The following is a 13664-nucleotide window of genomic DNA, read 5'->3' on the forward strand; positions in this document are numbered from 1 at the left end:
CAGGCCCGTGCAGGCCGGGGCAGGCCTCGTGGTCGCGGTCAGCCGAACGGGGGAAGGTGCAACAGGCGCATCAACCGGGCCAGTTGCGGAGGGGTGTCACGCACGTGGATCGTGCCGTCGGCGGTGAAGACGGTCAGCGCCTTGACGGCGGAGACGTCGGCGAAGGTGACGTCGCGGAGGTCCAGGACGAGCCGTTCGTCGGTGTGGCGGGCCCGGGTGAGGGTGGTCAGCATGGCGCGGCTGTTGGTGGCGTCGATCTCGCCGACGAGTCGCATCACCGAGGAGTCCGGCGTCACGGTGCGGGCGATGCGCAGCACCCGGTCGGCGTACAGCAGGTGTTCGGGACGGGCGCGCTCGGGCCCGGGCGGCTGCCGGCGGCCGTCGTCGGCGGCCCGGGGGCGCCGCGCCTCGGAGCGTGACATCAGGGCACCCGATCCTATGCCCGGACGGACGAGGGGCATCGCGAACCACCTTCCGGACGCGGTGGCGGGAGCGGGGTGAGCGGCATGAGGTTCCTTCTGATCGACAACGGGTCCGCCTGGGGCGACGCGGGCCGCGGTGCACTGATGTCGGACAAAGAATACCGGAAAGATGTTTCGCCATAAAGGCTTCCGGCGTGCGGGTGGGCTTCGCTACAATCACCAGACGATGGACACTGCCGCCGACCGCCGCTCCGCATGGACGTTCCTGACCAACCACGCCCGCGTGCTGCTGGCGGTCGCGGCGGACCCGCAGGTGCGCATCCGCGACATGGCGGCCCGGATCGGCATCACCGAACGGGCCGCCCAGGGCATCGTGGCCGACCTGGAGGAGGCCGGCTATCTGGAACGCATCCGCGTCGGCCGCCGCAACCACTACCGGATCCGCCCCGATCAGCATTTCCGGCACCCGACCGAGGCCGACATGCCGGTCCGGGTGTTGATCGACATGTTCACCCACCGCGACCTGCCACCCCACGACCACCCCACGGTCAGCAGCGCCCGCCCCTAGGCTGTCACCTGGTGGTGGTGGGGGACGGCGCGGGCGGCGGCGACAGCCCGGCGTAGACCTCGTCGAGCACCGCGGGCAGCAGGGCCGGCCCGGGCGCACAGGAGCAGGTCGCGATCAGGAGGGCGACGCACGGCGCGAGCCCGGCGACGCGAGCGGGTCGCCGGTTGCGGCGGACACGAAGGCGGCGGCGTGGTCGCGCATCACCTCATGCGCCTCCGTCCCGTCGGCCGACTCGCCCAGCATGATCCGGGCGAGCTGCGGCATCATCGCCGGGAACAGGGCCAGCCCGGTGAGCAGGAACAGCGTGCGCGAGGTGCCGGGCGTCGGCTCGTCGGCCATCGAGGCGGCCTTGCGCGCGCACCGCTCGACCCGCGCCTCCTGGCCGGGCAGCAGCTCCTGCCCCCGGTAGTTGAGCGCCTCCCACATCAGCAGCCGCACCAGCTCCGGGTGGTCGTGGTAGTAGTCGGCCAGCCTGGCCACGTAGTCGGCGGGATCGCGGCCGGGCAGCGCGATCTGCGCGGTCAGGTCGTCGAGCGCCTCGGTGATGACGGTGTCGAACAGCTTCTCCTTGTTGCCGAAGTGTCCGTAGATGCGCTCCTTGTTGACACCGGCGCGCTCGGCGATGCGGTCCACCCGGGCTCCCGCGATGCCGTACGCGGCGAACTCCTCCCGTGCGGCGGCGAGCAGGGCGGAGCGGGTGGCGGCGGTCGAGACCTTGGGCGGCATGCGGCCATCCTACAACCACCAACCGGTTGGTTGACATCCAACTGGTTGGTTGATGTAGCGTCCACGCCATGACGACTGTTTCCCGGGCGGCCCCCGCCCAGACCCTGACCGCCGCGCCGTTCGGGCGGACCATGCTCGCGTTCACGCTCGCCGCACTGCTGGTGAGCGGGCAGATCTACGTCGTGATCCCGCTGCTGCCGGACATGGCGGCCACCTGGCGCGGCGACCCCGGCTCGCTGACCTGGCTGGTGACCGCGTTCGGAGCCGGATACGGCGTAGGGTTCCTGCTCTTCGGGCCCCTGTCGGACCGGCTCGGCCGGCGGCGACTGCTGCTGGCCGGGCTGCCCGTGGCGGCGGCCGGCACCGCGCTGGTGGCGCTCAGCCCGTCCCCGGAGCTGGCCCTGGTGCTGCGTGCGGTGCAGGGAGTGGCCGTGGCGACGTTCCCGCCCGCCGCGCTCGCCTACGTCGCCGAACGGGTCGAACCCCGGCGCCGGGTGGTGGCGATCTCGGCCGTGACCGGCGCGTTCCTGGTGTCGGCCGTGCTGTTGCAGATCGCGGCACAGGTGCTGGTGGACGTGATCGGCTGGCGCGGGCTCTTCGCGCTGTCGGCGGCCGGGCTCGTGGCGGCCTGGCTGGGCCTGCGCGCGGTCATGCTGCCGGACGGGCCGGCGGGCAGTGCCGGAACGCCGAGGCCTTCCGGGGCGGGAGGGTCTTCCAGAGCGGAGAGGTCTTCCGGGGCGGTCGTGTGGAAGGAACTGCCGGCGGCGTACCGGACGGTGCCCGCGCTGCTGCGTGACGGCGCGCTCCTGCTCCGGTACGCGGCCACCGTCGTGCTGATGGCCGGGTTCGTCGCCCTCTACACGGGTCTCCAGCTCCACGGGGTCACCGCCTCCTCCGGCGAGCTGCTGGCGCTGCGGGCGGCCGGGCTGCCGGCGATGATCACCGTGCCGCTGCTCATGGGCCGGCTCGGCCGCGTGGCCGCACCCGCCCGCGCCGTCGCCATGCTGGCCGCCGGGGCGCTGGTCCTGGCCGCCACCGCCCTGACCGGAGCCGCCGGGATGGGCCTGGTGCTGCTGCTCGCCGCCTACGCGGCCACGGTCACCGGCGGCCTGCCCAGCCTGAACGAGGCGGTCTCCGGCCGAGCGGGCCAGGCGCGCGGAACGGCGTTGGCGCTGTTCTCCTTCTCGCTGGCAGTCGGCGCGGGCGTCGGATCGCAGGTGGCGGCGGCCTTCGGCGGCTTCACCGCCCTCCTGTATGGCCTGGCGGCCCTGATGGGGGTCGCGGCCCTGGCCGTACTGGCGTCGACCAGACGGTGAGCCCGCCGCCGGGAGAGCATCCCGGCAGAAACCGGGAGAGCATCCCGGCAGAAACAGGGTGTCGCCGGTATGGTCGGCGCGCCGCGTGGCCGGCTGGGAGCGCAGGCCCCGGGGCTGGTCCCGCTATCGAGGGGTCAGCACACAGAACTCGTTGCCGTCGGGGTCGGCCATCACGACGTGACCGGCCTCGCCCTGGCCGATGTCGATGCGCGTCGCCCCGAGGGACACGAGACGGTCGACCTCCGCCTGCTGATCGCCGCCCGCGGGCGGGGCGATGTCGAAGTGCAGCCTGTTCTTGCCGGTCTTCGGGGCCACCGGCGGACCGCCCCAGGTGATCTTCGGTCCGCCGTGCGGCGAGCGGATCGCGGTCTCCTCGTCCTGGTCCCACACCAACGGCCAGGCCAGCGCGGCGCTCCAGAAGTACCCCACCTCCTGCGAGCCGTCGCACGCGAGCGCACCGAGGAATCCGCAGTCGGCGAGGAACTTGTTGCCCGGCCCGAGCACGCAGAGCTCGTTGCCCTCGGGGTCGGCGAGCACCACATGACCCTCTTCCGGGCGTTGCCCGATGTCGATGTGCCGCGCACCGAGGTCGAGCGCCCTCGCCACCGTCCGCCGCTGGTCCTCCAGGGACGTGCTCGTCAGGTCGAAGTGCATCTGGTTCGGGCCGGTCTTCTTCTCCCGGGACGGCAGACATCGGATCCGGAACCCGGTGTCGTCGCCCGGCAGGAGCGTGACGCCGTCGTGGGAGTCGTCGGCCGTCTCCCAGCCCAGGACTCCCGCCCAGAAACGCCCGAGACCAAGCGGGTCGTGCGCGTCGAAGCAGAGCGCGACGAGCCGAGAAGTCATCCCGTACCTCCATTCCATCGGGTCACCGGCGCGTACGGACCACCTCCGCCTGCCCGGGACGGAGGCCAACGCTAGCCCGCCCGCAGATCGCGACGCCAACGCTTATCCAGCACGTGGGTGGTCCTTCCTGCCCGCCCCGGCCGGGCAGGTGGCGTGGATCACCGCCCGGCGGCGCTATCGTCCTTGATCATGACCGAGTCGACCTACCTGCATGCCACCCGGGTGGCCTACGACACTGTCGCCGCCGACTACGCCGAGCTCCTCCGCGACGAGCTGGACGGCAAGCCGCTGGATCGCGCGATGCTGGCCGCGTTCGCCGAGCTCGTGCGGGCACCGGACGGCGGGGAGGTCGCCGACCTCGGGTGCGGCCCGGGCCGCATCACGGCCCATCTGCGGGCGCTCGGAGTGAACGCCTTCGGTATCGACCTGTCGCCGGAGATGGTCGCCGTCGCGCGCCGTGGCCATCCGGGTCTGCGGTTCGACGTGGGCACCATGACCGCGCTGGACCTGGCGGACGAGTCCGTCGGCGGTGCCGTCGCCTGGTACTCGACCGTCCACACACCGCCGGAGCTGTTGCCGGTGGTGTTCGCCGAGATTCACCGGGTGCTGGCCCCGGGCGGTCATCTGCTGGTCGCCTTCAAGGTCGGGGACGAACGCCGCCACCTGGACAGAGGCTACGGTCACGAGCTGTCGCTCGACGTCTACTGGATGCCCCCGGAGCACATCGCCGACGTGGTGAGCGCCGCCGGGCTCGTCCTGGACGCCCGGTTGGTCCGTGAGCCTGACGAGAGCGAGAAGCCACGGTCAGGCCGCCAGGCGTTCTTTCTCGCTCACAAGCCCCGCACGTCGTAGCCCGCCGAGCCGATCTAGTAATCTACAATGTAAAGGCGCTCACCGGCCTCCGCGCACATAGGCACGCAGCGACAACGGCACGAACACCACCAGCAGCGCCACCGACCACAGCAGGACGGCGGCCACCGGATGCGCGAGCGGCCAGGTCACGTCACCGGACGGGACGCCCGGGTTGCCGAACAACTCCCGGGCGGCGGCGGTGAGCGCGCTCACCGGGTTCCAGTCGGCCAGGAAGCGCAGCCAGCCCGGCATGCCGTCGGTCGGCACGAACGCGTTCGACAGCATCGTGAACGGCAGGAAAAGCGGCACCATCGCGTCGGCGACCTGGTCGTTCTTCACCGCCAGGCCCACGTAGACGCCCACCCAGCTCAGCGCGTACCGCAGCACGACCATCAGCAGGAACGCCTGGGCGGCGGGGACCGGGCCGCGGTGCGGCTGCCAGCCCACCAGCAGGCCCGCGCCCACCATGATGGCCAGCATGAGCAGGCCGATCACCAGGTCGGCGCCGGTCTGCCCGAACGGCACCGCCAGGCGCGCCATCGGCATGGAGCGGAACCGGTCCATCACCCCGCGGGAGGCGTCGGTGGCCATCCGCGTCATGACCCCCATCACCGCGGAGAAGGTCACCATCGCGAACAGGCCGGGCATGAGGTACTCGCGGTAGTCGCCGCCGTCAGGCACCTGGATCGCGCTGCCGAAGACGTACCCGAACAGCACCACCATGACGGCCGGGAAGATCAGCGCGGCGACGAGCTCGCCCGGCTCCTGGCGCAGCCGTCCCAGCTCGCGGCCGACCAGGGTCAGCCCGTCGGAGACCGTCCAGCGCAGGCGGTGGGCGTACGGCGGGGCGGAGGCGGTCATCGTAGGGACTCCTTGCGGTCGGTGAGGCGCAGGAACACCTCGTCGAGGGTGGGACGGCGCAGCCGCACGTCGGCCGCGGCGACCTCGGCGCGGTCGAGCTCGCGCACGATGTCGGCGAGCCGGAAGCCGCCGCCGGGCAGGGCGACGCTGAGCCGGTCGGCGCCGGTCATCGTGGGATCGGTTCCCGTCAGGGCGTTCAGGACGGTCGCCGCCGGACGCAGGGCGGCGGGTTCTTCGAGGACGACGTCGAGGCGGTCGCCGATCGTGGCCTTCAGCTCGTCGGGCGTGCCGGTGGCGATCACCCGCCCGTGGTCGACGACGGCGATGTCGTCGGCGAGCTGGTCGGCCTCGTCCAGGTACTGGGTGGTGAGCAGCACTGTGGTGCCGTCGGCCACCAGCTCGCGGACGCTGTCCCAGATCTCGCCGCGACTGCGTGGGTCCAGGCCGGTGGTCGGTTCGTCCAGGAAGAGCACGTCGGGACGCAGGATGAGGCTGGTGATCAGGTCGAGGCGGCGGCGCATGCCGCCGGAGTAGCCGGCGACCTGCCGATCGGCGGCGTCCGCCAGGCCGAAGCGTTCGAGCAGGTCGTCGGCCCGCCGGTGCGCCTCGCGCCGCGACAGGTGGGACAGGCGCCCGAACAGGCGCAGGTTGCCGCGGCCGGTGAGTTTGTCGTCCACGGCGGCGTACTGGCCGGCGAGCCCGATCCTGGCTCGCACCGCGTCGGCCTCGCGGACGACGTCGTGTCCGGCGATGCGGGCGTGTCCGGCGTCGGGGTCGGACAGCGTCGCCAGGATGCGCACCGCGGTGGTCTTGCCGGCGCCGTTCGGTCCGAGCACGCCGCAGACGGTCCCGGCCGGGACGCTCAGGTCCAGGCCGCGTAGCGCGTGGGTGTCGCCGAAGGATTTGCGCAGTCCTTCGGCGACCACGATCGGTTCCATCATCCCCTCCATTGGGTACGTTGTACGCGGTTTCGTCGTCAGAGTAGACTACTGGGTACGACGTACGCAACAAGGAGGTGGAACGGTGACCGACGCCGAGCACGTGAACATCTGGATGCGGCCCGAGCGCCCCGCCCGCGGGCCGAAGCCGGCCTACAGCCGCGAGCAGATCACCGAGGCGGCGGTCAGGATCGCCGACGCCGAGGGGCTGGAGGCCGCCACCATGCGGCGGATCGCCGCCGAGATCGGTGCCGGCGCGATGTCCCTCTACCGCTACGTCCCCAGCCGCGACGACCTCGTCGAGCTCATCGCCGACCGGCTGCAGGGCGAGATCGACCTCGCCGGCATACCCTCCGGCGACTGGCGCGCGGACCTGACCCACTACGCCGGCCAGGTGCGGGCGATGTGGCTGCGCCACCCGTGGATCGCCACCGTGCAGCGGTCACTTCCCAGCTTCGGCCCCAACCAGTTGCTGCTCATCGAACGGGTGGTCGGGGTCCTCGACGCCTACGTCCCCATCGACGAGAACCTCGGCCTGATGGCCATCCTGAACGGCTATGTCGAGGGCGCAGCCCGCGAGGAGGTCAGCGTGGCCGCGGAGGTTCGCCGCACCGGGCTCAGCGAGTCGGAGTGGATGGCGCGGAGCTACCCGCGCGTCCAGCAACTGGTGGACAGCGGCCGGTATCCGATCTTCACGAAGATCGTGAAGGATGCGCGCCAGCCGCACCTGAGCCGCGACGACCAGTTCCGGTACGGGCTGGAACGTGTCCTCGACTGCATCGCCGCGGCCCTTCCGGCAACGGCCGAGCCCCCCTCAGCGCGGTCAGGTGGCCGGAACCGGTGACCGCACGGCCCCGGCCGCGCCGCTCCCGGCGTCCGAGGCGCGGAACGTGCGGCGGTAGGTGTCGGGCGGCACACCGACCGTGCGGTTGAAGTGCCGGCGCAGCGTCGTGCCGGTGCCCATGCCGGTCGCCGCCGCGATCGCCTCGACACTGTCGTCGGTGGTCTCCAGCAGTTCCTGGGCGCGGCGGATTCGCTGGGTCAGCAGCCACTGCAGCGGGGTGGTGCCGGTCACCGACCGGAAACGGCGGCCCAGGTTGCGCGAGCTCATGGCGGCCTGGCGGGCAAGGTCCTCCACGGTCAGCGGTTGGTCCAGCCGTTCGATCGCCCACGGGAACAGCTCCACGAGCGGGTGGTTGTCCTGCGCGGGCACCGGCGAGGTGACGAACTGGGCCTGGCCGCCGGCCCGGTGCGGCGGCACGACCAGGCGGCGGGCCACCGCGTTCGCGACCGCCGAACCGTGGTCGAGGCGGACGAGGTGCAGGCACAGGTCCATCGCGGCGGCCTTGCCGGCCGAGGTGAGCACGCTGCCGTTGTCCACGTAGAGCACGTCCGGATCGACCTCCACCCGGGGGTGGCGCGTGGCCAGCACCTCGGTGTGCGCCCAGTGCGTGGTCGCCCGTCGCCCGTCCAGCAGGCCGGCGGCTGCCAGCACGAACGCGCCCGTGCAGAGGGCGGCCACGCGCGCACCCGCCTGGTGGGCCGCGCGCACCGCGTCGATGAGGTCGCCGGGCGGGTCCGCGTCGACATCGGCCCACCCCGGGACGATCACGGTGTCGGCGCTCGGCAGCCGGTCGAGGCCGTGGTCGGGTTCCAGCCGGAACCTGCCGGCCCGTACGGCGCCTGGCCCGCAGCCGATGAGGCGGTACCAGGGGACGGTCACGCCGGCCGGTGCGGTGTCGAACACCTCGTAGGCCAGCGACAGTTCGAAATGCAGCATCCCGTCGGTGATGGCGACCGCGACAGTCTTCATGTCCGGAATTGTATGAGGTGCGGTGTTCCCGACCCGTTCACCCGACCCGTTCACCCGACCCGTTCACCCGACCCGTTCAACGGTGCAGGACCTACCGGCTCAGTCAGGTGCCGCCGGTGTCAGGGAGGCGTTCCAGTAGTCGGCGTAGCGGCCGGCGCGGGTGAGCAGCTCGTCGTGGGGTCCTTCTTCCACGATCCGGCCGCCGTCGAGGAAGGCGATGCGGTCGGCGTGTTGGACGGTGCGCATGCGATGGGCGACCATCACGACGGTCCGGCCGGCCATGAGGCGTTCGATGCCCTCGTGGACGGCTGCCTCGTTGACCGGGTCCAGGGCGGAGGTCACCTCGTCGAGCAGCACGATGGGGGCGTTCTTCAGCAGGGCCCGCGCGATCGAGACGCGCTGGCGTTCGCCTCCTGACAGCAGTGTGCCGCCCTCGCCGACGTTCGTCGCCCAGCCGCCGGGCAGCCGCTCGATCACCTCGTCCAGCCGGGCGGCGCTCGCCGCGGCCCGCAGGTCGGCCTCGGTGGCGTCGGGGCGGCCCAGCCGTACGTTGTCCTCGATGGTGCCGTCGAAGAGGTAGACGTCCTGGAAGACGATGGCGATCCGCGCCATCAACTCCTCGCTGCCGATCGCGCGCACGTCCACCCCTCCCACGCGCACCGCTCCGGCGTCCACGTCGTAGAAGCGCGCCAGCACCTGCAGCAGCGTGCTCTTGCCCGCGCCGGACGGCCCGACGACCGCGAGCCGCTGCCCCTCGGGCACGGACAAGGACAGGTCGTCGAACACGGTGCGGTCGCCATGTCGGAAGGTGACGGACTCCACGTCCAAGCCATGTCCCACCGGCTGGATCGGTTCGGGTGCCTCCGGCAGCGGCTCGGTGCGCAGGACCGCGTCGAGTCTGGTCAGTTCGGAGCGCGCGGCGCGGAGTTTGCCGCCGATGTCGGCCAGCGACAGGACCGGGTCGGCGCAGCGGGCGGCCAGCACCAGGATCGTCAGTAGCTGCGCCACACCCATGCTCCCGCCGAGCGCGAGGTGGACGCCCAGAACCAGCAGGGCGGTGAACATCGCCTGCACCACGAGTGTCAGGCCGATCATGCCGGGCAGGACCGACAGCACGGTACGGCGGGAAGCTCGCTGACGTTCCCGCAGGGCGTCGTCGAGCAACGCGAAGCGTTGGGCGCTCCGGCCGCCGGAGCGCAGCACCGGCTGAGCCTGGAGGAACTCGATGACCCGCCCGGTCGCCTCGGTGTCGCGTTCGTGGCGCTCAGCGTCGCCCGCGGCCATCGAGCGGCCGGTCCAGACCTGGATCGCCGCCACAAGCGGCACGGCGACCAGCGCGGCCAGCCCCAGCTGCCAGTCGTAGGCGAGCATCACGCCGACGATCGTCACAGGGGTGACGAAGGCGGAGATGTAGGGCGTCAGCAGATGCGCGATCACGCCCATCGTCTCCAGCACGCCCTGGCTGGCCAGGACGGACACCTCCCCGACTCGGCCGGTGCTGTACCAGCCGAGGGGCAGCCGGGCCAGATGATCGCCGAGGCGGTGATACATGCCACGCAACAGCGTGGTTCCGGCGCGGAAGCCGAACAGGTCGCTGACATAGCGCAGCACCGCGTAGCTCGCGACCGCGCCGCCGAACGCGACCAGCCAGGGCAGCGCGTCCGCGGGGGTGCTGCCGAACAGGGTCTGCAGCACGGGAACCAGCAGGGCGTAGGACAGACCCTCGACGATCGCGGTGATCGTCATCAAGGCCACGGTGCGACGCACCGGCCGGGCGTGCTCCCGGCCCAGGACGCGCAGCAGCATGCGAATCATCGGTGCTCCTTGGATTGCCAGAAGGCGGCGAACTTTCCGTTCTTCGCCAGGAGGTCGGCGGGCCTGCCCTGCTCGACGATCGACCCGTCGTCCAGCATCACGACGGTGTCGGCGTCGGCGACCGTCTCCAGGCGGTGGGCGATGAGGAGGATCGTGCGGTCGCCGCCCAACGTCGCCAGTGCCTGCCGTACCGCCTGCTCGGTCTGCGGGTCGGCGAACGCGGTCGCCTCGTCCAGCACCAGGACGGGTGTGTCGGCGAGCAGCGCGCGGGCGAGCGCGATCCGCTGCGATTCGCCACCCGACAGCCCGGTCTCCTGCCCGAGCACGGTGTCGTAGCCGCGTGGCAGCTCAAGAATCAGATCATGGATGTTCGCCGTACGGGCTGCGCGGACCACGTCGTCGAAATCGGCATGCGGTACGGCGAGCGCGATGTTGTCCGCGACCGATGCGCGCAGCAGGCGCACGTCCTGGAAGACGAAGGAGACCATCCGGTAGAGGTCGGAGGCGGCGATCTCGCGCAGGTCGACGCCGCCCAGGGTGATCGAACCGTGGGTGGGGTCGAAGAACCGCGGCAGCAACTGGACCAGCGTGGACTTGCCGCTGCCCGAGGGGCCGACGATCGCGGTGACCGTGCCCGGTTCGAGGACCAGGTCGATCCCGCGCAGCACCTCGCGGTCGTCTTCGTAGCCGAAGCGGACCCCACGTAGTTCGACCCGGTGGCCCTGCGGCGGACGCGGGTGGGCGGGCTCCGGCAGCGGCGCCACCTCCAGCACGTCCCGGATCCGGCCGATCGCACGCTTGGCGGTCTGCAGATCGTCGAAGCTGTGGGCGATGAGGGCCGCCACCGGAGCGGTCAGGCCGAGTCCCAGGAGCAGGAAGGGCAGCAGGTCGGCCGGGGGCAGGCCGCCGTTGGTGATCAGAGCGGTGCCGCCGATCAGGACGACCAGCAGCACGAACGGCGGTGACAGCACCAGTTGCATGCCGGCGGCGATCAGCGAGAGGCCGCGCACGAAGCTGTGGTAGATGCCGACGAAGTCGTCGGTGGCCGTGCGGAACCTGCGGTGGGCGCGTCCGGAGCCGCCGAACGCCTTGACCACCGAGATGCCCTGGACGAACTCGACGACGGAGTCGGCGATCCGTCCCATGGCCGCGTCGAACTGCTTCTCCTCACGCAGCCGGGTCGGGGTCATCATCAGCGGGATGTGCGCCACGGCCAGCACCACCGGGATCAGCGTGATCAGGGTGAGCCGCCAGTCGATGGTGAACAGGTAGACCAGCGAGAGCAGTGGCACCACGAACGCGGAGATGAGCTCGCCGGGGGCGTGGGCGATGAACGGGTGCATGGCACTGACGTCCTCGCCCACCACCTTGGCCAGCTCGCCGGTCCGGCGCCGGGAGAACCAGCCGATCGGCACGCGTGCCAGCCGCGCGGCCAGGTGCCGGCGTAGGGCCAGTTGTACGTGGCCGTCGAGAAGGTGCCCGATTCCGGATGACGCGGCCGTGAACACCAGCCGGACGAGCAGGCCGGCCGCACCCGCGACCACGACGGTCCAGACGTGATCGTGATCGATCGGGCCGGGCGACAGCAGGCTGCGCCCCAGCTCGACGACCGCCAGCAGCGGGGCCAGACCCGCGACGGCGCCGATCACCTGGAAGGCGACGACGGCCGCGAAACTCCAGGCGTGCGGGCGCAGCAGCCTGCTCAGGCGGAGTTCGTGCACGGGATCGGGGTCGGGCAGCGGTGTGGGCGGCGGCCCGGCCTGGACGTGTCCGGCGTCGGAGGTGATTGTCATGCCGAATGTCCCTTCTTGCGTCGAGCGGTCAGGGGCGCTCCCTGCGGGGAGCGGGTGGCGCCGGGCGTCACTCGCCGAGGCACTCCCGAAGGAAGGCGAGGATCTCCGCCCGCGCGGGCGTCGCCTGGGCTGCCATGCCCGGCATGCTCAGGAACGCGTGCCCCGCCTCCGGGTACTCGCTGAGCCGCGCGGGCGTCCCGGCCGTCCGGAGCCGCTCGGCGTAGCGGCGGCCGTGGTCGGCGATCGGGTCGCAAGTCGGCACCACCACGAGCGCCGGGGCCAGCCCGTTCAGGTTGTCGGCGTACAGCGGCGACAGCGCATGGGCGTCGGCGCCCTCGGGGATGGCCAGCCGCTGGAAGAACCGCAGCAGCGCCACGGACAGGGTGGGCGTCTCCGCGTACTGGACCGTCGAGTCGTACGTCCAGGCCGTCGAGGTCACGTCAACCGCCGGGTTGACCAGCACCTGCGCCCGCAGCCCCAAACCGGCCCGCCTGGCCCTGATGGCCGCCAGCGCGCTGATCAGCGCGCCGCAGCTCTCGCCGAAGACGGCGACGCGAGCCGGGTCGATGTCCCACGTCCCGGCGTGCTCCACCACGTGCTGGAGCACGTCCCAGCCGTCGTCGGCGGCGGCGGACAGCGGCGTCTCCCAGTCGAGGAGGCGGTGCTCGACCGAGACGACGACCGCCGGCAGGTGGGCGGCGAGGTGGCTGTTGACCCAGTCGCTCTGCGTGGCCGTGCCGACGAAGGCGCCCCCGTGCACGTGGATCACGAGGGGGAGGGCGCCCGCGGCCGAGGGTCGGTACACCCGGACGGGGAGTTCGCGGCCGGGCAGCGTCACCTGCTGCCAGCCGATCGTGGCGCCGGGGTCCGGCTCTCCGGTGATCACGCGTGCGGCCGTGGACGCCCGGACGCGGTTCTCGGCGTCGCGGAAGGTGATCAGTTCCTCGGCCGTCACCGTGGACCAGTTCGGCTCCGCCGGTCGCCGCATCGCGGTGATGTCGTTCATGGGCTTCTCTCCTAGTTTCGATACCCAAGGTTTTGAAACCTAAGGTAGCGCAACTCGGTATCGTAGGAACATGACGTCGACCACACCTGGGCGGCCGCCCGGCCGCCCGCGTTCCGGCATCAACGACGTGGTCTTCGCCGCGACGCTGAGCACAGTCCACGAGCTGGGCTACGCGCGTGCCACCGTGGAGCGCATCGCCGCCGCGACCGGCATCGCCAAGACGACGATCTACCGTCGCTGGCCGACGAAGGGGGCGTTGATCGTGGACTGTCTGCTCGACGCGTTCGGCCCGGTGCCGCTGGAGGGTGGTAGCCGGGCCGAGATCATGTCCTCGGCCATCCGCTGGACCGCGGGCAAGATCGGCGAGCCGGGGGTGGGCGACGCGTTCGCGGGCGTGTTCAGTGACGCCGTCAGCGACCCGGCGCTGCGCGAGATTCTCTCCTCCCGGCTGCAGGACCCCTACCGGCTCGCGCTCCAGGACGCGCTCGACGAGCCTGAGCACCGGGTCCTGTTCCTCATCGACGTCGTCGTCGGGACCCTGCTCCACCGCATGGGCATGACCGGCGAGCCGATGGTCGACGATGACGTCGACGCGCTGGTGGAGATGGTTCTGCCGCTCGTCCGCTGAGGACGCGAGGCCGGGCGGGAGGTCGGGCGGGAGGTCGCGGACGCGGAAGGCGGGGTGCCGGGGTGCGATCCGGCCGGCTC

Annotated in this window: 14 protein-coding genes; 5 read left to right on the plus strand and 9 right to left on the minus strand. The window is 71.8% G+C overall.

Annotated elements, in window-relative coordinates; all coding sequences use genetic code 11:
* Positions 1-38: 38 nt before the first annotated feature.
* A complete protein-coding gene (locus ACGF0J_RS07380) occupies positions 39-422 on the minus strand; it encodes an STAS domain-containing protein (RefSeq protein WP_393142926.1) in 384 nt (127 codons plus the stop codon).
* 226 nt (positions 423-648) lie between these two features.
* Here ACGF0J_RS07380 and ACGF0J_RS07385 point away from each other — a divergent pair, with 226 nt between their 5' ends.
* Positions 649-990 carry a helix-turn-helix transcriptional regulator gene (locus ACGF0J_RS07385; RefSeq protein ID WP_393142928.1) on the plus strand — a complete coding sequence of 114 codons (342 nt, stop codon included), beginning with the start codon at positions 649-651 and terminating at the stop codon, positions 988-990.
* A 114-nt stretch (positions 991-1104) separates the two neighbouring features.
* Here ACGF0J_RS07385 and ACGF0J_RS07390 read toward each other — a convergent pair whose 3' ends face one another.
* The gene (locus tag ACGF0J_RS07390; RefSeq protein ID WP_393142930.1) at positions 1105-1716 is read right to left on the minus strand and encodes a TetR/AcrR family transcriptional regulator; all 612 of its coding nucleotides are present in this window, start codon (positions 1714-1716) and stop codon (positions 1105-1107) included.
* A 68-nt stretch (positions 1717-1784) separates the two neighbouring features.
* On the opposite strand from ACGF0J_RS07390, the gene ACGF0J_RS07395 reads away from it, so the two are divergent.
* Positions 1785-3032: an MFS transporter gene (locus ACGF0J_RS07395; protein WP_393142932.1), complete on the plus strand. Its 1248-nt coding sequence runs from the start codon at positions 1785-1787 to the stop codon at positions 3030-3032.
* Between the two features lie 123 nt (positions 3033-3155).
* Here the strand turns inward: ACGF0J_RS07395 and ACGF0J_RS07400 are convergent, their stop codons facing one another.
* Complete coding sequence (locus ACGF0J_RS07400) at positions 3156-3878, minus strand: VOC family protein (protein ID WP_393142934.1); 723 nt, start codon at positions 3876-3878, stop codon at positions 3156-3158.
* A gap of 189 nt (positions 3879-4067) precedes the next feature.
* Between ACGF0J_RS07400 and ACGF0J_RS07405 the strand changes: the two genes are divergently transcribed.
* On the plus strand, positions 4068-4730 hold the full coding sequence (locus ACGF0J_RS07405) for a class I SAM-dependent DNA methyltransferase (RefSeq protein WP_393142936.1): 663 nt from the start codon (positions 4068-4070) through the stop codon (positions 4728-4730).
* Positions 4731-4769: 39 nt separating this feature from the next.
* Here ACGF0J_RS07405 and ACGF0J_RS07410 read toward each other — a convergent pair whose 3' ends face one another.
* Together ACGF0J_RS07410 and ACGF0J_RS07415 are read right to left on the minus strand one after the other, a co-directional pair.
* The gene (locus ACGF0J_RS07410; RefSeq protein ID WP_393142938.1) at positions 4770-5591 is read right to left on the minus strand and encodes an ABC transporter permease; all 822 of its coding nucleotides are present in this window, start codon (positions 5589-5591) and stop codon (positions 4770-4772) included.
* Complete coding sequence (locus ACGF0J_RS07415; RefSeq protein WP_393142941.1) at positions 5588-6532, minus strand: ATP-binding cassette domain-containing protein; 945 nt, start codon at positions 6530-6532, stop codon at positions 5588-5590. Before ACGF0J_RS07415 ends, ACGF0J_RS07410 begins: the two co-directional genes overlap by 4 nt.
* A gap of 82 nt (positions 6533-6614) precedes the next feature.
* Here ACGF0J_RS07415 and ACGF0J_RS07420 point away from each other — a divergent pair, with 82 nt between their 5' ends.
* Positions 6615-7373 carry a TetR/AcrR family transcriptional regulator gene (locus ACGF0J_RS07420; protein WP_393142943.1) on the plus strand — a complete coding sequence of 253 codons (759 nt, stop codon included), beginning with the start codon at positions 6615-6617 and terminating at the stop codon, positions 7371-7373.
* On the opposite strand, the gene ACGF0J_RS07425 is transcribed toward ACGF0J_RS07420, so the two are convergent.
* The 4 genes from ACGF0J_RS07425 to ACGF0J_RS07440 all read right to left on the minus strand — a co-directional run bounded on the left by ACGF0J_RS07425 (position 7353) and on the right by ACGF0J_RS07440 (position 12956).
* Entirely contained in the window at positions 7353-8342 is a 990-nt protein-coding gene (locus ACGF0J_RS07425) for a helix-turn-helix domain-containing protein (RefSeq protein WP_393142945.1), read from the minus strand. The two genes, ACGF0J_RS07420 and ACGF0J_RS07425, sit on opposite strands and share 21 nt — an antisense overlap.
* A 99-nt stretch (positions 8343-8441) precedes the next feature.
* Positions 8442-10157: an ABC transporter ATP-binding protein gene (locus ACGF0J_RS07430; RefSeq protein WP_393142947.1), complete on the minus strand. Its 1716-nt coding sequence runs from the start codon at positions 10155-10157 to the stop codon at positions 8442-8444.
* On the minus strand, positions 10154-11950 hold the full coding sequence (locus tag ACGF0J_RS07435) for an ABC transporter ATP-binding protein (protein WP_393142949.1): 1797 nt from the start codon (positions 11948-11950) through the stop codon (positions 10154-10156). Before ACGF0J_RS07435 ends, ACGF0J_RS07430 begins: the two co-directional genes overlap by 4 nt.
* Before the next feature lie 67 nt (positions 11951-12017).
* Positions 12018-12956 (minus strand): alpha/beta hydrolase, encoded by a 939-nt coding sequence (locus tag ACGF0J_RS07440; protein WP_393142951.1) that lies wholly within the window; start codon positions 12954-12956, stop codon positions 12018-12020.
* A 70-nt stretch (positions 12957-13026) separates the two neighbouring features.
* On the opposite strand from ACGF0J_RS07440, the gene ACGF0J_RS07445 reads away from it, so the two are divergent.
* Positions 13027-13584: a TetR/AcrR family transcriptional regulator gene (locus tag ACGF0J_RS07445; RefSeq protein ID WP_393142953.1), complete on the plus strand. Its 558-nt coding sequence runs from the start codon at positions 13027-13029 to the stop codon at positions 13582-13584.
* Positions 13585-13664: the final 80 nt, after the last annotated feature.

The sequence above is a fragment of the Nonomuraea sp. NPDC047897 genome (assembly GCF_043204415.1).
Taxonomy (GTDB): Bacteria; Actinomycetota; Actinomycetes; order Streptosporangiales; family Streptosporangiaceae; genus Nonomuraea.